Origin of the sequence: Kitasatospora sp. NPDC101176, assembly GCF_044768035.1 — a bacterium.
GTDB lineage: Bacteria > Actinomycetota > Actinomycetes > Streptomycetales > Streptomycetaceae > Kitasatospora.
Genome location: NZ_JBIWPA010000009.1, coordinates 100,391 through 124,157, shown reverse-complemented (window position 1 = coordinate 124,157; position 23,767 = coordinate 100,391). Strand labels below are relative to the sequence as shown.

At 73.1% G+C, this 23,767-nt stretch carries 25 protein-coding genes; 6 read left to right on the top strand and 19 right to left on the bottom strand.

The window, feature by feature from the left end; genetic code table 11:
* Nucleotides 1-47: 47 nt before the first annotated feature.
* The 5 genes from cysS to ACIRS1_RS15930 form a co-directional block, all read right to left on the bottom strand.
* Nucleotides 48-1,442, bottom strand: coding sequence for a cysteine--tRNA ligase (cysS, locus tag ACIRS1_RS15950; protein ID WP_402839874.1), 1,395 nt, complete (start codon nucleotides 1,440-1,442; stop codon nucleotides 48-50).
* 70 nt (nucleotides 1,443-1,512) lie between these two features.
* The gene (locus ACIRS1_RS15945; RefSeq protein WP_360211277.1) at nucleotides 1,513-1,908 is read right to left on the bottom strand and encodes a PPOX class F420-dependent oxidoreductase; all 396 of its coding nucleotides are present in this window, start codon (nucleotides 1,906-1,908) and stop codon (nucleotides 1,513-1,515) included.
* Nucleotides 1,909-2,063: 155 nt separating this feature from the next.
* Nucleotides 2,064-2,564: a 2-C-methyl-D-erythritol 2,4-cyclodiphosphate synthase gene (gene ispF / locus ACIRS1_RS15940; protein ID WP_360211275.1), complete on the bottom strand. Its 501-nt coding sequence runs from the start codon at nucleotides 2,562-2,564 to the stop codon at nucleotides 2,064-2,066.
* Nucleotides 2,554-3,279 (bottom strand): 2-C-methyl-D-erythritol 4-phosphate cytidylyltransferase, encoded by a 726-nt coding sequence (gene ispD, locus ACIRS1_RS15935; protein ID WP_402839871.1) that lies wholly within the window; start codon nucleotides 3,277-3,279, stop codon nucleotides 2,554-2,556. The genes ispF and ispD overlap by 11 nt, the downstream gene beginning before the upstream one ends.
* Nucleotides 3,280-3,621: 342 nt before the next feature.
* Nucleotides 3,622-4,104, bottom strand: a complete 483-nt coding sequence (locus tag ACIRS1_RS15930; protein WP_030244332.1) for a CarD family transcriptional regulator — start codon at nucleotides 4,102-4,104, stop codon at nucleotides 3,622-3,624.
* A gap of 431 nt (nucleotides 4,105-4,535) precedes the next feature.
* On the opposite strand from ACIRS1_RS15930, the gene ACIRS1_RS15925 reads away from it, so the two are divergent.
* Entirely contained in the window at nucleotides 4,536-5,231 is a 696-nt protein-coding gene (locus tag ACIRS1_RS15925) for a DUF461 domain-containing protein (RefSeq protein ID WP_402839868.1), read from the top strand.
* Between the two features lie 107 nt (nucleotides 5,232-5,338).
* Here the strand turns inward: ACIRS1_RS15925 and ACIRS1_RS15920 are convergent, their stop codons facing one another.
* Entirely contained in the window at nucleotides 5,339-6,034 is a 696-nt protein-coding gene (locus ACIRS1_RS15920; RefSeq protein WP_280725820.1) for a response regulator transcription factor, read from the bottom strand.
* Nucleotides 6,031-7,557 (bottom strand): sensor histidine kinase, encoded by a 1,527-nt coding sequence (locus ACIRS1_RS15915; protein WP_402839864.1) that lies wholly within the window; start codon nucleotides 7,555-7,557, stop codon nucleotides 6,031-6,033. The genes ACIRS1_RS15920 and ACIRS1_RS15915 overlap by 4 nt, the downstream gene beginning before the upstream one ends.
* 307 nt (nucleotides 7,558-7,864) lie before the next feature.
* Here ACIRS1_RS15915 and phoU point away from each other — a divergent pair, with 307 nt between their 5' ends.
* Nucleotides 7,865-8,545: a phosphate signaling complex protein PhoU gene (gene phoU, locus ACIRS1_RS15910; protein WP_402839862.1), complete on the top strand. Its 681-nt coding sequence runs from the start codon at nucleotides 7,865-7,867 to the stop codon at nucleotides 8,543-8,545.
* A gap of 205 nt (nucleotides 8,546-8,750) precedes the next feature.
* On the top strand, nucleotides 8,751-8,927 hold the full coding sequence (locus tag ACIRS1_RS15905; RefSeq protein WP_360211267.1) for a hypothetical protein: 177 nt from the start codon (nucleotides 8,751-8,753) through the stop codon (nucleotides 8,925-8,927).
* A gap of 94 nt (nucleotides 8,928-9,021) precedes the next feature.
* Here ACIRS1_RS15905 and ACIRS1_RS15900 read toward each other — a convergent pair whose 3' ends face one another.
* The 4 genes from ACIRS1_RS15900 to ACIRS1_RS15885 all read right to left on the bottom strand — a co-directional run bounded on the left by ACIRS1_RS15900 (nucleotide 9,022) and on the right by ACIRS1_RS15885 (nucleotide 12,982).
* Complete coding sequence (locus ACIRS1_RS15900) at nucleotides 9,022-9,612, bottom strand: lytic polysaccharide monooxygenase (RefSeq protein ID WP_360211265.1); 591 nt, start codon at nucleotides 9,610-9,612, stop codon at nucleotides 9,022-9,024.
* A gap of 1,315 nt (nucleotides 9,613-10,927) precedes the next feature.
* Complete coding sequence (locus tag ACIRS1_RS15895) at nucleotides 10,928-11,587, bottom strand: hypothetical protein (protein WP_402839858.1); 660 nt, start codon at nucleotides 11,585-11,587, stop codon at nucleotides 10,928-10,930.
* Between the two features lie 213 nt (nucleotides 11,588-11,800).
* A complete protein-coding gene (locus ACIRS1_RS15890) occupies nucleotides 11,801-12,007 on the bottom strand; it encodes a hypothetical protein (RefSeq protein WP_402839855.1) in 207 nt (68 codons plus the stop codon).
* Between the two features lie 216 nt (nucleotides 12,008-12,223).
* Nucleotides 12,224-12,982 carry a phosphoglyceromutase gene (locus tag ACIRS1_RS15885; RefSeq protein ID WP_360211261.1) on the bottom strand — a complete coding sequence of 253 codons (759 nt, stop codon included), beginning with the start codon at nucleotides 12,980-12,982 and terminating at the stop codon, nucleotides 12,224-12,226.
* Nucleotides 12,983-13,131: 149 nt separating this feature from the next.
* Between ACIRS1_RS15885 and ACIRS1_RS15880 the strand changes: the two genes are divergently transcribed.
* Nucleotides 13,132-14,460 carry an MDR family MFS transporter gene (locus tag ACIRS1_RS15880; RefSeq protein WP_402839852.1) on the top strand — a complete coding sequence of 443 codons (1,329 nt, stop codon included), beginning with the start codon at nucleotides 13,132-13,134 and terminating at the stop codon, nucleotides 14,458-14,460.
* Nucleotides 14,461-14,497: 37 nt separating this feature from the next.
* On the opposite strand, the gene ACIRS1_RS15875 is transcribed toward ACIRS1_RS15880, so the two are convergent.
* Nucleotides 14,498-15,019, bottom strand: coding sequence for a YbjN domain-containing protein (locus ACIRS1_RS15875; protein ID WP_402839849.1), 522 nt, complete (start codon nucleotides 15,017-15,019; stop codon nucleotides 14,498-14,500).
* A gap of 109 nt (nucleotides 15,020-15,128) precedes the next feature.
* Nucleotides 15,129-16,499 (bottom strand): D-inositol-3-phosphate glycosyltransferase, encoded by a 1,371-nt coding sequence (mshA, locus tag ACIRS1_RS15870; RefSeq protein ID WP_387902142.1) that lies wholly within the window; start codon nucleotides 16,497-16,499, stop codon nucleotides 15,129-15,131.
* A gap of 217 nt (nucleotides 16,500-16,716) precedes the next feature.
* Between mshA and ACIRS1_RS15865 the strand changes: the two genes are divergently transcribed.
* On the top strand, nucleotides 16,717-17,547 hold the full coding sequence (locus ACIRS1_RS15865; RefSeq protein WP_402839846.1) for a class I SAM-dependent methyltransferase: 831 nt from the start codon (nucleotides 16,717-16,719) through the stop codon (nucleotides 17,545-17,547).
* A 366-nt stretch (nucleotides 17,548-17,913) separates the two neighbouring features.
* Here the strand turns inward: ACIRS1_RS15865 and ACIRS1_RS15860 are convergent, their stop codons facing one another.
* A complete protein-coding gene (locus ACIRS1_RS15860; RefSeq protein WP_360211314.1) occupies nucleotides 17,914-18,471 on the bottom strand; it encodes an O-acetyl-ADP-ribose deacetylase in 558 nt (185 codons plus the stop codon).
* Between the two features lie 347 nt (nucleotides 18,472-18,818).
* Here ACIRS1_RS15860 and ACIRS1_RS15855 point away from each other — a divergent pair, with 347 nt between their 5' ends.
* Nucleotides 18,819-20,180, top strand: a complete 1,362-nt coding sequence (locus ACIRS1_RS15855) for a PP2C family protein-serine/threonine phosphatase (protein WP_402839843.1) — start codon at nucleotides 18,819-18,821, stop codon at nucleotides 20,178-20,180.
* Between the two features lie 209 nt (nucleotides 20,181-20,389).
* Here ACIRS1_RS15855 and ACIRS1_RS15850 read toward each other — a convergent pair whose 3' ends face one another.
* The 5 genes from ACIRS1_RS15850 to ACIRS1_RS15830 all read right to left on the bottom strand — a co-directional run bounded on the left by ACIRS1_RS15850 (nucleotide 20,390) and on the right by ACIRS1_RS15830 (nucleotide 23,750).
* Nucleotides 20,390-20,740 (bottom strand): DUF2516 family protein, encoded by a 351-nt coding sequence (locus ACIRS1_RS15850; protein ID WP_396317611.1) that lies wholly within the window; start codon nucleotides 20,738-20,740, stop codon nucleotides 20,390-20,392.
* 123 nt (nucleotides 20,741-20,863) lie between these two features.
* Complete coding sequence (locus tag ACIRS1_RS15845; protein ID WP_360211251.1) at nucleotides 20,864-21,418, bottom strand: hypothetical protein; 555 nt, start codon at nucleotides 21,416-21,418, stop codon at nucleotides 20,864-20,866.
* Between the two features lie 2 nt (nucleotides 21,419-21,420).
* Nucleotides 21,421-21,873 carry a helix-turn-helix domain-containing protein gene (locus ACIRS1_RS15840; RefSeq protein ID WP_402839839.1) on the bottom strand — a complete coding sequence of 151 codons (453 nt, stop codon included), beginning with the start codon at nucleotides 21,871-21,873 and terminating at the stop codon, nucleotides 21,421-21,423.
* A gap of 69 nt (nucleotides 21,874-21,942) precedes the next feature.
* On the bottom strand, nucleotides 21,943-22,590 hold the full coding sequence (locus ACIRS1_RS15835; RefSeq protein WP_402839836.1) for a deaminase: 648 nt from the start codon (nucleotides 22,588-22,590) through the stop codon (nucleotides 21,943-21,945).
* 32 nt (nucleotides 22,591-22,622) lie between these two features.
* On the bottom strand, nucleotides 22,623-23,750 hold the full coding sequence (locus tag ACIRS1_RS15830) for a MerR family transcriptional regulator (RefSeq protein ID WP_402839833.1): 1,128 nt from the start codon (nucleotides 23,748-23,750) through the stop codon (nucleotides 22,623-22,625).
* Nucleotides 23,751-23,767 lie beyond the last annotated feature (17 nt).

The following is a 23,767-nucleotide window of genomic DNA, read 5'->3' as shown; positions in this document are numbered from 1 at the left end:
CGCACCGGTCCGGTACGGCCCACCCTCACCCCGATCGTCAGATGGGGTTACTGGTTGTTGATCGTCCAGCGCGGGCCGGACGGGGTGTCCTCGATCACCAGCCCGGCGAGGCCGAGCTGGTCGCGGATGGCGTCCGCGGTGGCGAAGTCCTTGCGCTGACGAGCCGCCTGCCGCTGGTCCAGGACCAGGCTGACCAGCGAGTCGACCACGCCGTGCAGGTCCTCGCCGCGCTCCGCCCCGGCCCAGTGCGGGTCGAGCGGGTCGAGACCCAGCACTCCGAGCATCGCACGGACCTCGGCGAGCCGCGCCACCGCGTTCTCCTTGTCGTCCGCGTTCAGGGCGCTGTTGCCCTGGCGGACGGCGGTGTGCACGATGGCGAGCGCCTGCGGCACGCCCAGGTCGTCGTCCATCGCCTCGGCGAAGGCCGGCGGCACCTCGGGCGCCGCCTCGACCGGGCCGCAGCGCTCGACGGTGCGCTGGACGAAGCCCTCGATCCGGCCGAAGCCGGCCTCGGCCTCGCGCAGCGACTCCTCGCTGTACTCGATCATCGAGCGGTAGTGCGGGGCGGCCAGGTAGTAGCGCAGCACGATCGGCCGCCAGCGCTGGACCATCTCGGAGACGAGCACCGAGTTGCCCAGCGACTTGCTCATCTTCTCGCCGGCCATGGTGACCCAGGCGTTGTGCACCCAGAAGTTGGCGAAGTCGTCGCCGTAGGCCTTGGACTGGGCGATCTCGTTCTCGTGGTGCGGGAAGATCAGGTCCAGCCCGCCGCCGTGGACGTCGAAGGCCGCACCGAGGTACTTGTGGGCCATCGCCGAGCACTCCAGGTGCCAGCCCGGGCGGCCGCGACCCCACGGGGTGTCCCAGCTGGGCTCGCCGGGCCGGGTCGCCTTCCACATCGCGAAGTCGCGCGGGTCCCGCTTGCCGGTCTCGCCCTCGCCCTCGGGCTGGCGCAGGTCGGCGAGCTTCTGGTTGGAGAGCGCGAGGTAGTCGGGGTACGACTTCACGTCGAAGTAGACGTTCCCGTCGGCCGCGTAGGCGTGCCCCGCGGAGATGAGCACCTGCATCATCTCGATCATCTCGGGGATGTGCCCGGTCGCCCGCGGCTCGACGGTCGGCGGCAGGCAGCCGAGGGCCGTGTAGCCGTCGTTGAACGCGCGCTCGTTCTCGTAGGCGATCTGCCACCACGGGGTGCCGAGCTGGCGCTCCTTGGCGATCACCTTGTCGTCGATGTCGGTGACGTTCCGGGCGAAGGTCACCTGGTAGCCGCGGTAGGCGAACCACCGCTGCATGATGTCGAAGTTGAGCCCGGACCGGATGTGCCCGATGTGTGGCGCCGACTGGACGGTAGCGCCGCACAGGTAGATCGAGACACAACCCGGTACAAGCGGGACGAAGTCGCGTACCTGGCGGGTGCTGGTGTCGTACAGGCGAATGCTCACAGCGTCAAGCGTAGTGGGCGGCGGGGGGTGCCCCGCGACATTCCCCCGGAATCCCGGGCCCGGACGGCGGTCAGATGCTGCCGACCACCTTGCGCGGGGTGAGCCGCACCACGACCCGGACGTCGTCCGGCCCGTCCCACCCGTAGACCTGCTCCCCGCGGTACTTGAAGGCCAGCTCGTCGATCAGCTCCCGGCCGCCCTCGGTGGTCATGGTGGCCGAGCCGCGCACCTCGAAGTACTCGTACGGGCTGTCCGGAGGGTTGACCAGGAGGGTCGCCCGCGGGTCCTTGACCAGGTTCAGGTGCTTGCGGCGGCCCTGGACGGTGGAGAACAGGATGTCGTCGCCGTCGCGCTTGACCCAGACCACCGAGGACTGGGGGCTGCCGTCGGGCTGGATCGTGGTGATCACGGCGAAGGTCTTGCCGTCGACCAGGGCCTTGGCACGGTCGGAGAGTTGGGCGCTCATCGGGAACCTCTTCTCGTCGGCGGTGGGGCGGACCCGGCGGGACGGCGCGGAACGGCCGGAGCGGGCCCGCGCCGAACACTATCGACCCGGGCCCCGGCAGCCCCCGTTGAACACCCGTCAGCGGCGGAGTTTTCCGAGGCCTCCGCCGTGCGGGCTCAACGCCGTTCGTACACCAGGGCGGTGGCGATCGCGGCGAGCCCCTCGGCCCGGCCGGTGAGGCCCAGGCCGTCGGTGGTCGTCCCGGAGACCGACACCGGCGCACCGGCCGCCTCCGACAGCGCGGCCTGCGCCTCGGCCCGCCGCTTGCCGATCTTCGGTCGGACGCCGATCACCTGGACCGCGACGTTGCCGATCTCGAAGCCGGCCTCGCGCACCAGCCGGGCGGCCTCGCCGAGCAGCTTCACCCCGGAGGCGCCGGCCCACTCGGGCCGGTCGGTGCCGAAGTGCGCGCCCAGGTCGCCGATCCCGGCAGCCGAGAACAGCGCGTCGCAGGCGGCGTGCGCGGCGACGTCGGCGTCCGAGTGCCCGGACAGCCCGAACCCGGCGTCCGGCCATTCCAGTCCGGCCACCCACAGCGGGCGGCCGGCCTCGAAGGCGTGCACGTCGGTGCCGATCCCCACCCGGGGGACGGGCGGGAGCAGTGGATCAGTAGGCATCGGAGGCCCTCCGGCGGGCGAGTACGGCCTCGGCGAGCACGAGGTCCAGCGGACGGGTGACCTTGAACGCCTCCTCGTGGCCGGGCACCACGACGACCCGGCCGCCGTAGCGCTCCACCAGGCCGGCGTCGTCGGTGACCGGCGGCGCGTCGGCGGCGCCCGCGCTCTCCTCGGCCAGCGCCTTGGCGTGCACCTCGACCAGGGTGGTCCGGTCGAAGCCCTGCGGGGTCTGCACCGCGCGCAGGGTGGCCCGTTCGGGCGTGTCGAGCACCGGCTCGGGGAGTCCCGGGTTCGGCTCGACCCGCTTCACGGTGTCGGCCAGCGGCACCGCGGGCACGACCGCGACGGCCCCGGCCCGGACGGCGGCCGCGACGGCGTCCACCACCTCGACCGGGACGAGCGGGCGGGCCGCGTCGTGCACCAGCACGACCTCCACGTCGGCCGGGATGGCGGCCAGGCCGAGTCGCACCGACTCCTGGCGGGTCGCGCCGCCGGCCACCACCCGGATGTCCTTGTCGTCCAGGCCGTGGCTGTCGAGCAGGGCGACCACCTCGGCCACCCCGTCGGCGGGCGCGGCGACCACGACCAGGCCGACGGCCCGGCTGCGGGCCAGCGCCCGTACGGCGTGCACCAGGAGCGGTACACCGCCCAGTTCCCGCAGGGCCTTCGGGGCACCGGGCCCCAGCCGCTCACCGCGTCCGGCGGCGGGCACCACTGCTGCTGCGACTGCTGCTGAGGCGTTCAGGTTTCACTCCTTCGGCGAAGTGGGTATGGCCTTGGCGTGCCCGGCGGGCGCGAGGGCCCCTTCCGAAGAACCACGGTCCACCACACCCGCCGCACAACCCGCAGAATCGGTCCTGCACGGCGAATCGGTCTGGCGGCCCCGGGCCCGGCAGGCCCGGCCGCGTCGTGGCGGACCCCGACCCGGTCGGGCCGGAGGCGTCGTCCGGACACGCCTCAGCGCCCGAAGTGCCACTGCACCACCCCCGGACACGTGGTCCTGGGAGCGGCGCGCCGGCACCGGGCGCTGTGAGCGGTGGGCGGAAGCCCGACTGCACTACGAGGCGAGCACCTCGTCGAGCAGCGTCTCCGCCTTGTCCTCGTTGGTGTTCTCCGCCAGCGCGAGCTCGCTGACGAGGATCTGGCGCGCCTTGGCGAGCATGCGCTTCTCGCCGGCCGACAGGCCGCGCTCGCGCTCACGACGCCAGAGGTCGCGCACGACCTCGGCGACCTTGATAACGTCGCCCGAGGCGAGCTTCTCGAGGTTCGCCTTGTAGCGACGGGACCAGTTGGTCGGCTCTTCGGTGTACGGTGCGCGCAGCACCTCGAAGACCCGGTCCAGACCCTCCTGGCCGACCACATCGCGCACGCCGACGAACTCCGCGTTCTCGGCGGGCACGCGGAGCGTCAGGTCTCCCTGCTGCACCTTGAGCACCAGGTAGGTCTTGTCCACACCTTTGATCTGGCGAATTTCGATGGCCTCGATCAGCGCGGCCCCGTGATGGGGGTAGACCACCGTGTCGCCAACCTTGAACGTCATGTGACAGGACCCCTTCCGTGGCTTTCCAGAATAACACGCTTTTCGGCGCACCCGAAGGGCGTTTTCGCAGGTCAGGGCAGGTCTCGGGGCTTGACAACCACCCCCATGACGTGCTGCGACCGATGTTCGAGAGGGGCTTCCCGCAGGTCGGAGGCGGTTCCGGCGCTCGACGAAACCTCGCGCAACACTCGCGAAACCGTGATTGGATCTTGAGTTTTCACCGTTTATCGGGCCGTATCCACATCGTTATTCGATCTTGGTCGAAGCTTGTCCCGGGAGTGACCTGGACACGCCATCGGTGCGGCCGGACGGGCGCCCGGCGGACCCCGGTCGTGCGACACGGGGGACCACCCCGTGAGGAGCGCATAAGTGAGGTCGATAATCTGAGACCTGACCTACCGACACGTGACCCATTAGGAGAAGCCGCCGCCGTGAGCCGCAGCCTTCGACGCGGCAGCATCGCCGCCATCGCCGCCATCGCCATCGCCTCGCTGTCGTCCTGCGCCGCCGGCAACTCGCCGGACACCCTGCAGATCAAGCCGGACAACGCTGCGGCCACTCTCGGAACGGACCTCCGCCTGAACAACATCGTGGTCGTCACCGGGGACGAGTCCTCGGGCGAGCACACCGGCCCCGCCAACGTGACCGTCAACATCGCCAACACGGGCCTGGTGCCGGCGGAGCTGCAGTCGATCACCGTCGGCACCGCCACCGCCTCCTTCGCCGACGCCGCGGGCGCCCCGCTGACCGGCATCGTCATCCCCGCCAACGGCGCCGTGGCCATCGGCGGCGACGGCAACCCGTCCGCCAAGGTCGCCTCGGTGACCGTCCAGGTCGGCGGCTTCGTCAACACCACCTTCACCTTCAAGGACGGCCAGAAGGTCGACACCCTGGCCGGTGTGAGCCCGAACAAGGGCCTCTACAAGGGCTTCGGCCCGACGGCGAGCCCGGTCGCCGTGCCCGCCAAGAGCACCGCCCCCGCCGCGGCCACCCCGGCCGCCGGCGCCACCACCCCGGGCGCCCCGGCCACCACCGGTGCGGCCGTGCCGTCCGGTACCGCCGCCCCGGCGGGCACCACGCCCGCCGCGGGCACCCCGTCCGGCAGCCCGTCCGCCGGCACCCACTGAGGCACCACGGCGCTCCGGCGGCCCCCAGGGGCCGCCGGGCGTGATGCGGAAGGCCCCCGCCCGGCGACTGCCGGCGGGGGCCTTCCGCATCACGTCGGACCTGCGGTCTACGGCTCGAACTTGTAGCCCAGGCCGCGGACCGTCACCAGGTAGCGCGGGGCGCCCGGGTCCGGCTCGATCTTGGCCCGCAGGCGCTTCACGTGGACGTCCAGGGTCTTGGTGTCGCCGACGTAGTCCGCGCCCCAGACCCGGTCGATCAGCTGCATGCGGGTGAGCACCCGGCCCGCGTTGCGCAGCAGCATCTCCAGCAGGTCGAACTCCTTCAGCGGGAGGTCGACCTTGGCGCCGTCGACGGTCACCACGTGCCGGTCGACGTCCATCCGGACCGGGCCCGCCTCCAGGGCGCCCGGGCCGCCGCCGTTCTCGCCCGGGCCGCCGTCCTCGCCGCGGCGCCGCAGCACCGCGCGGATCCGGGCGACCAGCTCACGGGTGGAGTAGGGCTTGGTGACGTAGTCGTCCGCACCTATCTCCAGCCCGACGACCTTGTCGATCTCGCTGTCCTTGGCGGTCACCATGATCACCGGGACGTTGGAGCGCACCCGGAGCTGGCGGCAGACCTCGGTACCCGGCAGGCCCGGCAGCATCAGGTCGAGCAGGACGAGGTCGGCGCCGTTGCGTTCGAACTGCTCCAGCGCGTCGGGGCCGGTGGCGGCCACGGCCACCTCGAAGCCCTCCTTGCGGAGCATGTACGAGAGGGCGTCGCTGAACGACTCCTCGTCCTCGACCACCAGTACTCGGGTCACGATCGGGCCTCCGGGGCAAGCTGTGGGGTTGGGTCTGACAGGGGTTGTTCCCGCTCCCCCGTGGGGAGCGAACGGTCCGCGCGGCCCGAGTCGGCCGTCCGGTCCGTGGTGAGGGTCTGGGTGGGCGTGGTGGCGGTCCCGGCGCGGCCGGCGTCGGGGCCGGGCCGGTCGTCGGACCGGCTGTCGGACCGGTCGTCGGGCCGGCTGTCGGACCGGCTGTCGGACCGGCTGTCGGACGGGTCGTCGTCCCACTCGTCGGGCAGGTCGTCGGCGTCTGCGGACTCGACCTCGGCGTCGGAGTCGGACTCGGGCGCCTGGCCGGCGGGCAGCCGGACGGTGAAGGTGGAGCCCTGGCCCTCGACGCTCCACACCGAGACCGTGCCGCCGTGCGAGGCGGCGACGTGCTTCACGATGGAGAGGCCGAGGCCGGTGCCGCCGGTCGCCCGGGAGCGGGCCGGGTCCACCCGGTAGAAGCGTTCGAAGACGCGCTCGCGGTCCTTCTCGGAGATGCCGATGCCCTGGTCGGTGACCGAGATCTCGATCAGCTCGCCGTCCGCCTCCCCGAGCGCCGCGGCGCTGGAGATCCGGCGGGTCGCGATCGCCACCCGGGTGCGCGGCGGGCTGTAGTTGACGGCGTTCTCGACCAGGTTGCCGAGCGCCGCGGCGAGCTGGCCGCGGTTGCCGTGCAGGTAGAGGCCGGCGATGCCGCCGGCCGCGATCAGGATCTGCTTGGCGGCGGCCTGCTGGCGGCAGCGGTCGATCGCCTCGGCGATCAGCTCGTCCACCGCGACCGGCTCCGGGTCGACCATCAGACGGTCGTCCTGGACCCGGGAGAGGTCGATGATCTCCTGGACCAGGCTGGCCAGCCTGGTCGCCTCGATCTGCATCCGGCCGGCGAAGCGCTGCACCGCCTCCGGGTCGTCGGACGCGTCCGCGACCGCCTCGGAGAGCAGCGACAGGGCGCCGACCGGGGTCTTCAGCTCGTGGCTCACGTTGGCCACGAAGTCCCGGCGGACGGCCTCCACCCGGCGGCGCTCCGTCTGGTCCTCGACCAGCACCAGCACCAGCCGCGAGCCCAGCGGGGCGACCCGGACGGAGACCGCCAGCGGCTCGGCCGCGCGGGCCGCGCCGGGTCGGGGCACCTCCAGTTCGACCTGCCGGATCTCACCGTCCCGGCGGGTGGCGCGGGCCAGCGACAGCATCGGGTCCACGGCGACGGCACCGCCGCGCACCAGGCCCATCGCGTATGCGGCGGAGCTGGCCTTGACCACCTCGTCGCCCTCGCCCAGCACGATCGCGCAGGAGCGGAGCACGGAGAGCACGGTGTCCACCCCCGGCGGGAGCGGAGGCTCCGGGGTGGCGGTGCCCAGCACCTGCTGGCGACCACGGGTCCTGCTGCTGGTGCCGCCGTACCTGCCCCTGGCCTGCTCGCGCTCGCTCCAACGGAAGGCGATGGAGGCCGTGAGGCCGACGCCGAGCCCGGCTATGGCGCAGGCAGCGGCGGCGGCCACGTTCACGTCCATGTGGCCAGCGTAAGCGTACGGCCAGGGCACTCCCCAAGGCCTGGATCAAGGCATCGGCCACGCGTTGCCGAGAATTCACCTCCACGTAGCTGCCGATTCACCGCACCGGCCGTGCACCGTCGCCCGAACGGCGCAGAGTTGGCCGTGCAGCCCGTGTGGGAGCGGGCGGCGGGCCGAACAGCGGCCGCCGTCCCGGGTGCGCGCGTACGATTCGCGCCACCAGCAGCGGTCAACCCGGACGTCACGGCGACGGTCGGACGGGAGGACCGGTCGGCACCGCCACCGACACAGCTTCTGAGGAGAGAGCATGCGCGACGCGTACCACGAGGAACTCGATGCGATCGGCGACAGCCTGGTCGAGATGGCCCGGCTGGTCGGCTCGGCCCTGGGCCGGGCCACCACCGCACTCCTCGACGCGGACCTGGCGCTGGCGGAGAGCGTGATCGCCGCCGACGAGAAGATCAACGAGCTGCACCACGGGCTGGAGGACCGGGCGATCGACCTGCTCGCCCGCCAGCAGCCGGTCGCCACGGACCTGCGCATCGTGGTCACCTCGCTGCGGATGAGCGCCGACCTGGAGCGCTGCGGCGACCTCGCCCGGCACGTCGCCAAGGTCGCGCGGATGCGCTACCCCGACTCGGCCGTCCCCGGCGACCTGCACTCGACCGTCCTGGAGATGGGGCAGCTCGCCCAGCGCCTGGTGGCCAAGGCGGGCCTGGTGATCGCGACCAAGGACGTGGACAAGGCCCTGGAGATGGAGCAGGACGACGACGCGATCGACACCCTGCACCGCGAGCTGCTGTCGCACCTGATCGACGACCGCTGGCACCACGGGATCGAGACCGCCGTCGACCTCACCCTGGTCGGCCGCTACTACGAGCGCTTCGCGGACCACGCGGTGTCGGTCGCCAAGCGCGTGGTGTACCTGGTGACGGGCGAGCACGTGGCCGAGTTCGTGGCCTCCTCGGAGGCCGCCGCCACGGAGTGACCGCCGGCCGCGCCGGCACGGCCGCCCCGCTCGGCGGGGCGGCCGCTCACCCCTCGGGGTGGGTAAACCCGCGGCGGGGGTGGTGGGGAAGCACGGCTCTTCGTACTCCCCACCCCTGCGCGCCCGTTGACGCTCCCTCCGATCGGCGGTTTCACTCGAAGCCGTGGGCACCGACGCGTGCCCGTCACTAGGAGGGTTCAGCACGATGAACGCCAACCCCACCCGACCGGCACCGGCCCACGACACTTCCACGCCGCCCGCCCCCAGGCTGCTGCCCGTCCTCGCGGCCGGCTGCGGCTGCGGTCCGGGCTGCGGCTGCGGCTGCCAGTCCGGCGCGCCCTGCCAGTGCGGCGGCGTGGACGGCGGCTGCTGCGGCCACTGAGGACGCCCCGGTCCGCCCCGACCACCCGGGTGCGCGACCGCCACGACCGGCGGCCGCGCACCCGGACACGTCCTCCGGGGCCTCGGGGCGGGTCTCAGAACTGCACGTCGGTGCAGGAGTAGAAGGCGTTCCCGGTGTCGGCGATCTCCCAGACCGAGACGACCACCTGGTGGCCGGTCCGCCCGCTCGGGAGGGTCGCGGTGTGGCTGAGGGTGCTCGGCACCTGACGGCCGTTGTAGGGGACGGTCAGGAAGGGCGTCAGCTCCAGGCTCGCCCTGGTGACCGGCCGGCTCGCGTCGTAACCCGCCTTGGTCAGGTAGTACTTGAAGCTCGTGGTCGCGTGCCGCGCGGTGAACTTCCAGGTGAAGGTGAGCTGCTGGCCCGCCCGCACCGACGTGGCTGGCCAGGCGCCGCCGTGCGGGTCGTCCAGCTCCGCGAAGCGCGAGTTGCCGCCGGCGCAGATGGTGCCGTCCGCGGGCCCGGAGTTCGGGAAGCCCTTCGGGCCCTCGACGCTCTGCGGCTCCCACTGGATGTCCCCGCAGTCCCAGGCCACCGCGTCCGCTCCGCAGAGCGCGGCCCGGCTGGGCGGCGTCGAGATGTAGCCGTGGGACTGCGCCGGGAGCGCGAAGGTGAGCGGGATCGCGAGCGCGGCGACGGCCGCCCCGACGATGTGACGTGTGCGCATGGTGCTCCTCCGTGGGGGTGGATGGAGAGTGCGCCGGGGCGCGGTCGCGCGCGTGGGGGTGCGGCGGCCAGGACAGGGGGATCCTTGGCATGCTTGCGCCAGCCGGTGCCCTCACGGTAGGAGCAGCAGCCACCACCCGTCAATGGTCTGAACCATTTTCGCCGACCGCAACTCCCCTGCCACACAAGCCGGTTGACCACCCCCACCGACACGACACCCCCCGGAACGACAGAGACCCCGCCCCCCGGCGAACCGGGAGGCGGGGCCTGCAAGCAGTCGGGCGTTACTTCTTGCCCTGGGTCTGGCCTGTCGGTTCTTCGGGCCTGATCAAGGGGCTCTGACCTCGGGTTGAGCCGTCAACAGTTACCATCGTTGGCCGCCCTTGATCGACGCCGGACGGCCCACAGACGGCCCGGGGCGCGGCCCCCGGGCCGCCGCCCTACCCCAATGCTGCATCGGTCGGACATGTCCGAAGTCAATGCCTTAATCAAGGGTAATCGCCGCCGTAAACGTCTTAACGCACGCTCTCAACCGGTATGCTGATTGATGTTCAGCTCCAACGGTCTCGCGCGCCTCGGCGAGCGGCCGAGGACCTCGCACTGCGGGGCATTTCAACCCGAGGAGCTGGGCAAACATGGGAAAGCGGCGGCCACCTGCCAAGACGCAGGAGGGTAGGCCCTCTTGGAGGCAGATCCTCATTGCAGCACTTACGGCGGTGACAGCTATCGCGAGCTGCGTAGAGCAGCTGGTGCGCTGAACTAGCGCTCCCCCGTGGTCGAGAGCAGAACCGGACGAGCGCCCAGGGCTAGCACGAGGAAGCCCGGCCGCTGCTTAGTCGGCCGGACTCACTCGATCTCTCTACACAGGAGCCCGGGTCTGGTTGCCGCCAGGTCCGGGCGTTCTGTTGTAGAAGCTAGTGAAGCAATCATTCGTTGCTTCCAGGCTTCATGGACCAACTTGCTTAGTTGTCAGCTGACAGGATCTTGCTGTCAGCGAGTAGCAACAAGAGAACTGTATCAACTAAGCCACATGAAACGTGCTCTCTTAGTTCCTCGTAGTTGCTTGCAGTTCCTCACTGCTTCTAGTTGATGCCAACATCTTCTTCTCGAAGGATCGCTGCTCTGAGAACCTCCTTGTGGCACGCACGAGGAGCAGCCAGGATGACTTACGGCAGCTGGCAGAACGCCACGGTCGCGTCGTCGCCGGACTTGAAGCGCGGCCAGCGGGGCCCCTAAGGGTCCGTGGCCTCGACCTTCCGGACCGTCGAGATCAACCCGTCAGCGCCAGTCTCCCGGAGGGTGGCGAAGGCATCCGCTCACGAAGCGGCGCGGTACTCGGTGACGAGTCGCGAGACGCCATCGGACAGGACGACCGCCGCCCGGACGTCGGCCAGCGGCACGGTGTCCGTCAGCGCATGGTGTGCTGCTTCGCCGCTGGAGGTAGCCACCCAATAGCCGTCCACAGTGTTCCGGGTGAGCCGCTGGGCCTCGACCATCCGGCGGACGGCCTCGGCGTGCTCCGGCGTGCCCGTGGCGAACCGTTCGGTCTCAGCGCGGAGTTCGGGCACCACGGAGTCGACCCGCAGGTCGGTAACCACCTGGTAGTCGTCGGCCCGCTCGAAGACGATCGGCGAGTCGGCGAGGACCAGGTAGTCGAAGTGGTCGGCTCCGGCCCGAAGGATCGAGACCGTTGCCGATGGCGTCCCAGGGTTGCCGAGGTCGCACCCGGGGTGGAGCGCGGCGACCTGGTCGAGGGCCTGGGCCAACCCGTCAGCCAGCGGCCGGCCAGGCTCCGCCAGCGCAGCCACCAGGTGGCCGCCCAACTGGGCGACATACCACGGGACACCGTGACGACAGCCGGTGTCGAGCCCGGCCGTGCTCAGGCCGTCCAGGACCACGGCGAACGTGGGCGTGGCCGCCACCCAGTCTTCGTTGGGGTTCGTACCGCCGGGCGCGGTGGCAATGGAGACGCGCATCTGTCTGCCCTCGTATGGGTAGATCGGGGTAACCCCGCTGCCCGCCAGAGCTTCCAGAGTCTTCAGGTCATAACAGCAGGAGACGAGCGTGGAGAATCACTTCGGCCGGACCTCGCGGTACAGCTCGCCGCGGTGGTTCTCCCGGCATTGCACGACGCCGTCGCGCCGCGGCACGGGGGTCGCGAGGGCTGACGGTCCCGCCCGGAGTGCCGCTCAGCTCACGAGCGCCCTGGTCAGCGCGGAGACGAACACCGCGCTGGACATCACGATGAAGAGCCAGCCGGTGATCAGGGAGGTTGTGGTCGGCCCTTCCTTGGACGCCTCCTTCGGCGCCTTCATGATGAACCTGTTGATTCCTCGGAAGTCCGTGACCACGGCGATGCCCAGGAACAGTGGAACCAGGAACGCCAAGACGCTCACGGAAACCGGCCCCCCTCGTCGTCGACCCGCGCATTCGGCAGGTTCACCAGGCCATCAGTACACGGGGATCCGCCTCGGCACCACCGAAAACCCCGATCCGGGCGTTGAAGCGGCCGACGGTAGACCGAGGCGCGAAGGCCCACGGACGGCCCGGGAATGACGACGGCCCCTGATCTGCGCCATGTGCGCAGGTCAGGGGCCGTTCCGGCAAGTGGGTTACTTCTTGCCCTGGTTCTTGACGGCCTCGATGGCGGCGGCGGCGGCCTCCGCGTCGAGGTAGCGGCCGCCCTTGGCGACGGGCTTGAAGTCGGCGTCGAGCTCGTAGACGAGCGGGATGCCGGTCGGGATGTTCAGGCCGGCGATGTCCTCGTCGGAGATGCCGTCGAGGTGCTTGACCAGCGCGCGCAGGCTGTTGCCGTGGGCGGTGACCAGGACGGTCTTTCCGGCGGCGAGGTCCGGGACGATGGCGTCGTACCAGTACGGGAGCATCCGCTCGACGACGTCCTTGAGGCACTCGGTGCGCGGACGCAGCTCGCTCGGGATCTCCGCGTAGCGGGCGTCACCGGCCTGCGAGTACTCGTTGTCGTCGGCCAGCACCGGCGGCGGGGTGTCGTAGGAACGACGCCACAGCTGGAACTGCTCCTCGCCGAACTCGGCCAGGGTCTGGGCCTTGTCCTTGCCCTGGAGCGCGCCGTAGTGCCGCTCGTTCAGGCGCCAGCTGCGGTTGACCGGGATCCAGTGGCGGTCGGCCTTGTCCAGGGCGATCTGCGAGGTGCGGATGGCGCGGCGCAGCAGCGAGGTGTGCACCACGTCGGGGAACAGGCCCTCGGCGGCCAGGAGCTCGCCACCGCGGGCGGCCTCCTTCTCGCCCTTCTCGTTGAGGTCGACGTCGACCCAACCGGTGAACAGGTTCTTCTGGTTCCACTGGCTCTCGCCGTGGCGAAGCAGGATGAGTCGGTACGTCGTGTCAGCCATGGCCACCAGCTTAGTGGAGCCCGAAAAAGCGCTGGTGGGGACCTCGACCCCATGTGTAATGTCTGCTCAGCAGGAATGACACTTACACGCGTCGGCTGGCCGGGCCTGCCCGTTCCGCTCAGCGGACGCCCGCACACGGGAGCCCCCACATGCTCTTCGCCGCACCGGCCAACCCACGGATCCGAAGAGTGGTGCAGGAGACGGTGGGCGGGCTGCCGCGCCAGTTCTGGTGGCTCTGGGTGTCCACGCTGGTCAACCGGCTCGGCGCCTTCGTGGTCACCTTCCTGGCGCTCTACCTGACCAGCGAGCGCGGGTACTCGCCCTTCTACGCGGGCCTGGTAGCCTCCCTGTTCGGCCTCGGTGCGGCGTCCTCGGCGATCGTCGCCGGTGTGCTGACCGACCGGATCGGGCGTCGGCCGACCCTGGTCGCCGCCCAGCTCGGCGCGGCCCTGTTCACCGCCGTGCTCGGCTTCGCGGACGGCCGGGTGGCCATCGCCGTGGTGGCCTTCCTGGTCGGCTTCTGCAACAACGCCACCCGGCCCGCCACCTCGGCGATCATCGCCGACATCGTGCCGGTCGAGGACCGCGTCCGCGCCTACTCGCTGAACTTCTGGGCGATCAACCTCGGCTTCGGCCTCTCCTCCGCCGTCGCCGGTGTGATCGCCACCCACGGCTACCTCGCGCTGTTCCTGCTGGACGCGCTCTCCACGGTGCTCTGCGCGGTGGTGATCTTCGTCAGGATCCCGGAGACCAAGCCCGACGCCCCGGCCGCGAAGTCCGCGGAGCCGGCGGTCGGCATCGTCACCGTCTTCCGGGACCGCCGGTTCATGGCGGTGGTCGGGCTCACCCTGGTGCTCGCCCTGGTGCTCCAGCAGGGCTCCACCACGCTCGCGGTGGAGATGGGCCGCTGGGGGATCACCTCCACCCAGTACGGCCTGGTCATCGGGCTGAACGGGCTGCTGATCGTGCTGCTGCAGATCCCGCTCACCCGCTGGGTCGAGGGGCGCAGCCGGACGGCCATGCTGGCGGCGGCCGCGCTCTTCATCGGCTGGGGGTTCGGGCTGACGGCGCTGGCCGGCTCGTCCGCCTGGTTCTACGCGCTCACGGTGGCGGTCTGGACGATCGGGGAGATCCTCTACACGCCGACCCTGATGGGCCTGGTCGCCGAGCTGTCGCCGACCCACGCGCGCGGTCGCTACCAGGGCGTGTACTCGCTCTCCTGGTCGCTCGCCTCGTTCCTGGGGCCGGCCGCGGGCGGTCTGCTGCTGGAACGGGCCGGCGGCGGGGTGCTCTGGACCGCCTGCGGGATGTGCGGCACGGCCGCCGCGGTCGGCTACGTGCTGCTGGCGCGCCGGCCGGGCCCCGCAGCGGTCGGCGGGAGCGGGGCGACCGCGGTGGTGGCGACGGCCCCGGTTCCCCCGGCTGCGGTCGCGACCGCGGCTCCCGTCGCGACGGCGAAGGCTCCGGCGGACGCCTGAGGTCGGGGCGGCCGGGCCCGGTCCCGGCGGCCTGCGGTCAGTCGGCCGCGGGGGCGGCCGGGGCGGCGAGGTGGGCGAAAGCGGCCAGGTTGCGGGTGGACTCCCCGCGCTTGGTGCGCCACTCCCACTCGCGCCGGATCGCCGAGGCGAAGCCCAGTTCCAGCAGGGTGTTGAACGGCTCGTCGGCGTTCTCCAGCACCGTGCCGAGCAGCCGGTCCACGGCGTCCGGGGTGAGCACCTCGAGCGGCAGGCGGCCGGCCAGGTAGACGTCGCCGAGCGGGTCGACGGCGTACGCGACGCCGTACAGCCGGGTGTTGCGCTCCAGCAGCCAGCGGTAGACGCCCTCGTGGTTCTCGTCCGGGCGGCGGATCACGAAGGCGTTCACCGACAGGGTGTGGTCGCCGACCCGCAGGGCGCAGGTGGTGCTCAGCTTGCGGGTGCCCGGGAGCGTCACGACCAGCGTGTACGGATCCGTGGCGGCCGGCTCCCAGGCCGCGCCGGCGTCGTCCAGGGCGGTGCGCAGGAGGGTCAGGGCCTCGTCCTTGGTGCGGATTGCCATGAGGGTGACGTTACTCGGCGGTACCGGCCGCGCGCACCAGCGGGGCGCGGCCCGGCGGCGTGCCCGGCGGCGTGCCCGGCGGCCGGCCGCTGTCGGCCGCCGGGCCGGCTCAGGCCAGTCGGCGGCGGGCGGCGGCCAGCCGCCCGGCCGGGCGGGCCAGGCTGCCGGCGTAGACGTCGGCGGTGGTGGCCGCGGCGGTGTCCCAGCCGAAGCCGGCCGCGTGCCGGGCCGCCGCCGCACCGCGCAGGGCGACCAGGTCCGGGTCGATGACGTACGGCTCCAGCGCGTGCGCCCAGGCCACCGGGTCGTGGCCGTCGACCAGCGTGCCCGTCCGGCCGTCCCGCACCGCGACCGGCAGTCCGCCGACGGCGGCCGCCACCACCGGGGTGCCGCAGGCCTGCGCCTCCAGGGCGACCAGCCCGAAGGACTCGCTGTACGAGGGCATCACCAGCGCCGTCGCCGCGCGGTACCACTCGGCGAGCCGCGCCTGGCCGACCGGCGGGTGGAAGCGCACCACGTCGCCGATGCCCAGCTGGGCGGCGAGCTTGTGCAGGCTCTCCGGCCGGGCCAGCCCGGTGCCCGAAGGGCCGCCGACCACCGGCACCACCAGGCGCTCGCGCAGCTCGGGGCGGCGCGCGAGCAGCTCGCCGACCGCCCGCAGCAGCACGTCCGGCGCCTTCAGCGGCTGGATCCGCCCGGCGAAGAGCAGCACCGCGGCGTCCTGCGGCAGGCCGAGCCGGGCCCGGGCCCCGGCGCGCGCGGACGGCCCGCCCGGGCGGAACACCTCCAGGTTGACCCCGGGGTGGACGACGGCCAGCTGGTCGGGCCGGGCGGCGTAGTGCAGGGCGAGCTCGGCGGCCTCCTCGGTGGTGTTGGCGATCAGCCGGTCGGCCGCCTCCACCACCTGGGTCTCACCGATCACCCGTGCCGCGGGCTCGGGCGTGTCGCCCTCGGCCAGCGCCGCGTTCTTGACCTTGGCCATGGTGTGCATGGTGTGCACCAGCGGCACCCCCCAGCGCTGCGCCGCCAGCCAGCCGACCTGCCCGGAGAGCCAGTAGTGCGAGTGCACCAGGTCGTAGTGGCCGGGGCGGTGCCCCGCCTCCGTCCGCAGCACGCCGTGGGTGAAGGCGCACAGCTGGGCCGGCAGGTCCTCCTTCAGCAGGCCCTCGTACGGCCCGGCGGTGACGTGCCGGACCAGGACGCCCGGGGCCAGCTCGACGGTGGGCGCGTCGTCCGAGCAGATCGCCCGGGTGAACACCTCCACCTCGATGTTCAGCGCGGCCAGCCGCTTGGCCAGCTCCACGATGTAGACGTTCATGCCGCCGGCGTCGCCCGTGCCGGGCTGGTGCAGGGGCGAGGTGTGGACGCTCAGCATGGCTATCCGGCGCGGGCGGCGGCGGCCCGGCACGAGTGACTGGAGCCGGCCCCGCGCGGGAGCGGCGGGCTGGGCACGGCGTACCGAACGGACGGGGTGCTGGATCACCTGGCTGAAGCCTCCTCTGTGCGGCCCGTCTCGGCGGCCCGCGCACGGGCCGCCCGTTGTCCGGTGTGCGCTGCCCCGTCCGGGCACACATCACCACCAGTGTGCCAACCGCGCGTGGGCCGCCCCGCATTCCCGGTCCGGCCGACGAGCCCGCGGGCCGGGCGACGCCGCAGGTCACGGCGGTGCCGCCGGCGGCCCGGATACCCTTCCAGGCATGGCTGCCTCCTTCGACCCCCCGACCGCACCCGCCCGCGGGCGGACCGGGCGGCCGGTAGGGACGGTCACCCGGGGCACCACCAACACCAACCGGCTGCGCCGGATGGACCGCTGGATCGCCCACGCGCTCGGCCGCACGCTGCGCGCCGCCGAGCGGCCGCCGGTCGCGGTCGACCTCGGCTACGGCGCCGCGCCGTGGACGGCCGTCGAACTGGCCGGACGGCTGCACGCGGTGCGCCCGGACGTCCGGGTGGTCGGGATCGAGATCGAGCCGGAGCGGGTCGCGGCCGCGCTGCCGTACGCCCGGCCGCCCCTGCTCACCTTCCGGCGCGGCGGCTTCGAGGTGCCGCTGGACGGCGGCGCGCCGGCCCAGCTGATCCGGGCCGCCAACGTGCTGCGGCAGTACGAGGAGTCGGCGGTGGCCGCGGTGTGGGAGCGGCTCTGCGCCCGGCTGGCCCCGGACGGGCTGCTGGTCGAGGGCACCTGCGACGAGATCGGGCGCCGGCACGTCTGGGTGGCGCTCGGCCCCGAGGGCCCCCGGACGGTGACCTTCGCGGCCCGGCTGGGCGGCCTCGACCAACCCTCCGACCTGGCCGAACGGCTGCCGAAGGCGCTGATCCACCACAACGTGCCTGGCCGGCCGGTGCACGCCTTCCTGGCCGACTTCGACCGGGCCTGGGCGGCGGCCGCGCCGTACGGGGCCTTCGGCGCCCGGCAGCGCTGGGTGGCGGCGTGCACCGCCTTGGCGGGCGCCTGGCCGCTGGTGGACGTGCGCGGGCGGTGGCGGCAGGGCGAGGTCACGGTGCCGTGGAGCGCACTCGCGCCGTAGCCCCGGTTCCGACGCCCGTGGGCGACGTTTCCAGTGCCCGTGGGCGACGTTTCCGGTGCCCGTGCGGTCGGCCCTGGTGCACGATCCCGCACGATCCCGCTCATTCACTCGAACGAGTTATCGAATACCTCTGGCGTGTTGACGCCCCGCCACGCCACGATGGACGCCACCGGACGGTGCCACCGCACCACCGCCCGGCCCCGGACGTGGCCTGGTCACGCCCGGGCCGCGACCGATCCAGCCCGTACAGGAACGCCCCTCGCAGGACACCCCGCGCAGGAAGACCCACGCAGGAAGACCCCGCGCAACAACAGAGCCGGACGACGCCAGAGCCGGACGACGACAGCCGCGCGCGCCCAGCCCGCGCTACCCCAGCCCGAGCAGCTCCCGCCCGACCCGGTCGAACACCTCGTACATCGACGCCCCGAACAGCACGAACCGCACCTCCGCCAGCTCTGCGCCCGCCCGCGCGTCACCGCCGTCCAGCACCTGCGCGACGGTGCCGAGCGCGATCCGGGCCGCGTCGGCCGGCGGCCAGCCGTACACCCCGGCCGACACCGCCGGGAACGCCACCGTGCGCGCGCCGAGCTCCGCCGCCGTGCGCAGCGACTCGCGATAGCAGGAGGCCAGCAGCCCCGCCCGCTCCTCGTACTCCTCCTCCAGGTACACCGGCCCGACGGTGTGCACCACCCACCGGGCCGGCAGCCGCCCGGCCGTCGTCGCCACCGCGCGCCCCGTGGGAAGCCCCCCGCCCCAGTGCGAGGCGCGCAGGCGGCGGCAGTCCTCCAGGACCTGCGGCCCGCCCTTGCGGTGGATCGCGCCGTCCACGCCGCCACCGCCCAGCAGAGAGGAGTTCGCGGCGTTCACCACCGCGTCCACCTGCTGTTCCGTGATGTCACCCTCGACCAGGGTGATCCGCGTCACCGTCATCCGTTCCCTCTCCCCACCCGGCCCGGCCGCCACAGGGGCGGGATCCGAGCCGTCGTCCGAGTCCCATCACCACACAGCCACCGGCGTGGCAATAACCACAACGGCGCCGGTCGGCCAGAGAAATCCCCGGAGATCACGTTATGGTCGCGAGAAGTTCCCCGACGCACGGTGCCAGGCGGGCACTGCGGACGGACGCCGACCGTTACGCACTCGGGGAAAGGGAGGAACCACCGATGCCCGCAACGGGAGACGGGCGGGCACCTGGTGCCGCGGACCTGCCGGGCGCCCATGACGGCGCCCCCGTCGGCCATGCCCGTAACCGCCCGACCAGCAGCAATCCGGTGACGTCCCCTCCCCAGATACCTCACCCGCGGTCCCAGGCCCGAAACGCCCAACCGGCCGAGACCTCCGTCACGCACGGCAGCGCACCGCTCAGGCTGCTGGTCATCGAGGACGACGCCTCCGACGCACAGCTGATCAAGGCGGCGGTCGCCGACAGCGGCACCTCCATCGAGATCCACTGGGCCCGCGGCCTGGAACAGGCCACCGAGCTGCTGGGCGCTCCCCCGCACGGCGCCCGGCGCGGTCGCCCCCGCAGCACCGAGTTCAGCTGCGTGCTGCTCGACCTGGCCGCTCCCGCCGACCTGCCGCACCCCTCCGACGCCTCGGACGGCCTGGAGGGGCTGCACGAGCTGCTCCGCCGGGCCCCGCACACCGCGGTGGTGGTCCTCACCGACGCGGCCGGCGCCGAACTGGGCGCGGCCGCCGTCGCCGCCGGCGCCCAGGACTTCCTGATCAAGCACGAGACGGACGGCCCGCTGCTCGCCCGCGCCCTGCGCTACGCCGTCGAACGCAAGCGCGCCGACGAGTCCCAACGCCGCCTGGTCGAGGCCGAACTGCGCGGCCAGGAGAACGCCCGGCTCCAGCGCCACCTGCTGCCCACTCCACTGCTCGACGGTGCCGGCCTCTCCTTCACCCGGCGCTACCGCCCCGGCCGCCGCCGCGCCCTGCTCGGCGGCGACTTCTACGACGCCGTCCGCACCGACGACGGCACCGTCCACGTCGTGATCGGCGACGTCTGCGGCCACGGCCCGGACGAGGCCGCCCTCGGCGTCGCCCTCCGGATAGCGTGGCGCACCCTCGTCTTCGCGGGCCTCACCGGCGAGGAGCTGCTCACCACCCTCCAGCACGTGCTGGAGCACGAGCGGCGCAGCGACGAGATCTTCGCGACGCTGTGCATGCTCGTCATCGAGCCCGGCGGCTCCAGCGGCGACCTCAGCTCCCTCGGCACCTGCGAACGGGCCCGCCTCTACCTCGCCGGGCACCCCGCACCCCTGCTGCTCGGCCGCAACCACGAACCGCTCACCCTGCCCGCCGACCTCGCCGGGCCCGCGCTCGGACTGCTGCCCTGCCACGACGGAGGGGCCGCCTGGCCCGCGCACGAGCTCGAACTCCACCCCGGCTGGCGGCTCCTGCTCTACACCGACGGGTTGATCGAGGGCCGGGTCGGGGCCGGCTCCCGCCGCCTCGGCCAGGACGGGCTGGCGGACCTCATCGGCGACCACCAGGCCGCCGGGCTCACCCGGGGCCGGCTCGTCGACAGCGCCATCGCCGAGGTCGAGGAGCTGAACGGCGGCGCGCTGACGGACGACGTCGCGGTGCTGCTGCTGGAGCGCAACCCGGTGCAGCTGATCCTCGGTTGATCCCCCGGCCGAGGCCGCCCGGACAGGACCGGACACGCTCCGACCCGGCCGGGCGGTCGCGGACCCGACCGAACCGGCCGGGCATGACCGGGCACCACCGGACCGGCCGGGCATGACCGGGCACCACCGGACCGACCGGTCCCCGGACGCGCGACGGCCCGGGCGGGTGAACCACCCGCCCGGGCCGTGACGTCGACGGACCGCCCGGTCTACCAGGGCCCGTACGGACCGGTGTTGCTGCGGCCGCCCCGGCCGGTGCCGCCGGTCAGCGCCCGGATCGCCGGGCGCACGTCCACCACGTAGACGATCGACGCGACCAGGCCGGCGAGCGTCCCGATGCCGGTGAAGAAGTTGACCCCGAAGAGCAGGTCCCAGCCGAAGGCGATCGCCAGGATCGCCAGCCAGAACGGCTTGGTCTTCTTGTCCGCCGCCCGGTAGGCGTCCTCGCGGCGGGTGGCCGCGTCGAGCAGGGCGAACAGCTTGTAGGCCAGGATCGCGACGGACATCCACCAGATCGGGTTCAGGTAGGCCAAGTCCAGAATCTGGGCCACTCCGCCCATCGTGTTCTCCTCTGTCTCCCGGCTCCGGCGCTCCGGCCGCCGTCCATCCTGGCACGCCGGGCCGTCCGCCCTGGGGTCAACGTCCCGCGGTCACCGGATGTGCCCCGTTCGGCGGCCCTTCACTCACCGGGAGTCGGTGGAACCCTTCCGGGCGCGGGTGGACCGCTTCGGGGCGGCCGGCGCCGCGGCCCCGGTGTCGTCGGCGGAGCCCCCGGCGGGCTCGTCCTCGACCAGCTCGGCCTCGACCGGCTCCTGCTCCTGCTCCACGACCACCGGCTGCGACGACTCGGCGGGGGCGGCCGGACGGGTCCGGTCCACCACGGCCTTGCCGCGCTCGGCCAGCTCGTCGTACGCCTCCTTGGCCTTCACCGCCAGCTCGACCGCGCGACCGACCTGCTGGAGCGCGAAGCTCTGGGCCTGCTCCTGCAGCACCTTCACGTCGACCGGGAAGGCCGCGACGCTGCCGGTGACCTTGGCCTGCGCCTCGGCCAGCTTCGTCTGCGCCTCCTGCAGGCGGGCGGTGGCCATCTCCTGCGCGCCCTTGCGGTCCGCCGCCAGCGCCTCCACCCGGGCCGGCACCTCGCGCAGCTTCTCGTAGGCGAGGTCCCCGGCGCCGGCGAGGGCGTACAGCGGGGTCGGGTCGCTGAGGGTCTTCTTGATCTCGTCGGTGATCGGCATGCTTACCGGTCCTCCCGGTGGATGTTCTGGTGGGCTGAGCCGTCGGTCGTCGGGCCGGAGGCTGGTGGAGTGCCGGCGCCGGGCACGGCCTCGGCGGCCGGGCCCCGCAGGGCGGCGTTCTCCTTGAGGAAGGCGTCGTAGACCGCGAGCAGCGCCTGCTTCTGCTGCTCGTTGACCAGCGGATCGGCCAGGATCGCGGCCCGAAGTTCCAGGCCCTCACCGCGCCGCTCCTCCAGGATCCCGGCCTGGACGTACAGCGTCTCCGCCGAGATCCGCAGCGCCTTGGCGATCTGCTGCAGGATCTCCGCGCTCGGCTTGCGCAACCCTCGCTCGATCTGGCTGAGGTACGGGTTCGACACGCCGGCGGCCTCCGCCAGCTGCCGCAGTGAGTACTGCGCGTTCCGGCGCTGCTCGCGGATGTACTCGCCCAGCGAGCCGACGTTCAGTGAGGCCATGCCAGCAGCGTGCAGCATCGCGCTTGCAAATGCAAGCAGGGTGCTAGCAGCAGCAAACGCCCGGAGCGGTCAGGCCCCGGGGCCGGCGGCGGCGGTGATGCGGGGCCAGAGGGCGGCGAGGAGGGCGGGGAGGTCCGCCGAGCGGAGGGCCGGGTCGGCGGCGAGGTCGACGGCGAGCCGGGCGGTGGCGGGGTCGGCGCGGAGGGCGGCCCGGACGGTGCGGTGGCCGGGGCCGGCCCGGCGCACGGTGTCGGCGAGGAACAGCGCGGTGGCGACCGCCCCGGGCCAGCCTTCCGGGGCCGGCCCGAGGGTGCGGACGGTCTCCGCCGGCCGGTGCCCGACCGACTCGGCCCACGGGTCGGCGGCGAGGTAGCGGACCGTCCCGACGCCCGTGAAGGCCGCGGCGGCCGCGCACATCGCGCAGGGCCGGTGGCTGCTCCACAGGGTGTGGGTGGTCAGGTCCCAGGCCGTGCGGGCCGCGGCGAGCGCGTTGAGTTCGGCGTGCGCGAGCGGGGTGCCCCGGAGGGAGTCGGCGCTGCCCCCGGCGTCGTACGCGCGGTTGCGGCCCTCGGCGACGATCGCGCCGGCGGCGTCGGTGAGCACGGCGCCCACCGGCAGGCCGCCGGCACGCCAGGCCTGGTGGGCGAGTTCCAGGCACCGGCGCGCGGCGGGTGCGAGCGCGGGCCAGGCGGCGGCGAAGCCTCCGGAGGTCTCCATGCGGCGACCCTAGGGTCCGACGCCCGGGTGGATCACTCGGAGGATCCGACGGGTTCTGGCATCCGGACCGGCATCAGGACGGAGAAGGTGCCGTCCCGGCCCGGGGTGCGGATCGCCAACGGGGCGATCGGGCCGCCGAGTTCGAGCACCAGCTGCTCGGGCCGGCCGGCCCGCAGGGCGTCCAGCAGGAAGTCGCGGTTGACCGCCACCCGCGGGGCGTCGGACGCCGTCCCGTCGTCGGCGACCGTGAGGCCGCCGTCCGCGGTGAGGGCGAGGACGGTGACGGCGCACTCCGCGCCGTGCGGCCCGGAGGGCAGGGTGCGGGTGGCGCCGTTCTCGACGGCGGTGCGCAGTTCGGCGGCGGAGAGGCCGATCCGGTGCTCCGGTTCGAGCCGGGTGACCGCGCGGTGGTCCGGGTAGTCGAAGTCCAGGGCGGTGCCCTCGATCCGGTGGCCGCCGGTCTCGGCGCGGACCAGACCGCCGCCGAGGGTGAGCGCGACCCCGGTGGGGCCCTCCGCCGCCGAGCCGAGCAGCGCGCGCAGGGCGTCCACCAGTGCGGTGGGGACGATCACGCCGGCGGCGGCCGCGGAGCCCGTCGAGGGGTCGGCGGAGGCGGGCAGCTCGGCGAGCGCCATCCGGTGGCGGTCGGTGGCGACCAGCCGCAGCACCGGCCCGTCCGGCTCGAACAGCACCCCGGCGAGGGCGGGGGCCTCCGGGCCCCCTCCGACGGCGAAGCGCACCGCGTCCAGGGCGGCGGCCAGCTCCTCGGACCGGACGGTGAGGCGGGACTCGGCGGGTGTGGCGGTCATCGGTCGCTCCCTCTGGTCGATCATCACGCGGATCAGGGAGAGCTCGCGGCGGGCGTCCGTGAGGCCGTCCTCCAGCCGGCGCAGGTGCGCGTCGAGCACCCGCCGGGCCTCGCCGGAGCCGGGGGCCGCGCCGAGCACGGCGCGGATCCCGGCCAGCGGTAGGCCGACCCGGCGCAGCCGGGCCAGCAGGCGGGCGTCGGCGAGTTGCCCGGGCCGGTACCAGCGGTAGCCGGTCTGCGGGTCGACCCAGGCGGGGGCGAGCACCTCCGCGCCGTCGTAGTAGCGCAGGGTGCCGACCCCGAGGCCGCTGGCACGGGCCAGTTCGCCGATGCTGTGCAGCTCGCTCTCCATGCCGTGACTCTGCGGGC

Excerpts from the sequence above, each read along its gene's own strand:
- ispF (WP_360211275.1), bottom strand. The coding sequence starts at position 2,564 with ATGCCTACTGATCCACTGCTCCCGCCCGTCCCCCGGGTGGGGATCGGC.
- ACIRS1_RS15865 (WP_402839846.1), top strand. The coding sequence starts at position 16,717 with ATGGCTGCCTCCTTCGACCCCCCGACCGCACCCGCCCGCGGGCGGACC.
- ACIRS1_RS15835 (WP_402839836.1), bottom strand. The coding sequence starts at position 22,590 with ATGGAGACCTCCGGAGGCTTCGCCGCCGCCTGGCCCGCGCTCGCACCC.
- ACIRS1_RS15840 (WP_402839839.1), bottom strand. The coding sequence starts at position 21,873 with ATGGCCTCACTGAACGTCGGCTCGCTGGGCGAGTACATCCGCGAGCAG.
- ACIRS1_RS15830 (WP_402839833.1), bottom strand. The coding sequence starts at position 23,750 with ATGGAGAGCGAGCTGCACAGCATCGGCGAACTGGCCCGTGCCAGCGGC.
- ACIRS1_RS15875 (WP_402839849.1), bottom strand. The coding sequence starts at position 15,019 with ATGGCAATCCGCACCAAGGACGAGGCCCTGACCCTCCTGCGCACCGCC.
- ACIRS1_RS15850 (WP_396317611.1), bottom strand. The coding sequence starts at position 20,740 with ATGGGCGGAGTGGCCCAGATTCTGGACTTGGCCTACCTGAACCCGATC.
- ACIRS1_RS15945 (WP_360211277.1), bottom strand. The coding sequence starts at position 1,908 with ATGAGCGCCCAACTCTCCGACCGTGCCAAGGCCCTGGTCGACGGCAAG.
- ACIRS1_RS15885 (WP_360211261.1), bottom strand. The coding sequence starts at position 12,982 with ATGGCTGACACGACGTACCGACTCATCCTGCTTCGCCACGGCGAGAGC.
- phoU (WP_402839862.1), top strand. The coding sequence starts at position 7,865 with ATGCGCGACGCGTACCACGAGGAACTCGATGCGATCGGCGACAGCCTG.
- ACIRS1_RS15900 (WP_360211265.1), bottom strand. The coding sequence starts at position 9,612 with ATGCGCACACGTCACATCGTCGGGGCGGCCGTCGCCGCGCTCGCGATC.
- ACIRS1_RS15905 (WP_360211267.1), top strand. The coding sequence starts at position 8,751 with ATGAACGCCAACCCCACCCGACCGGCACCGGCCCACGACACTTCCACG.
- ACIRS1_RS15880 (WP_402839852.1), top strand. The coding sequence starts at position 13,132 with ATGCTCTTCGCCGCACCGGCCAACCCACGGATCCGAAGAGTGGTGCAG.
- ACIRS1_RS15915 (WP_402839864.1), bottom strand. The coding sequence starts at position 7,557 with ATGGACGTGAACGTGGCCGCCGCCGCTGCCTGCGCCATAGCCGGGCTC.
- ACIRS1_RS15895 (WP_402839858.1), bottom strand. The coding sequence starts at position 11,587 with ATGCGCGTCTCCATTGCCACCGCGCCCGGCGGTACGAACCCCAACGAA.
- ACIRS1_RS15845 (WP_360211251.1), bottom strand. The coding sequence starts at position 21,418 with ATGCCGATCACCGACGAGATCAAGAAGACCCTCAGCGACCCGACCCCG.
- ACIRS1_RS15930 (WP_030244332.1), bottom strand. The coding sequence starts at position 4,104 with ATGACGTTCAAGGTTGGCGACACGGTGGTCTACCCCCATCACGGGGCC.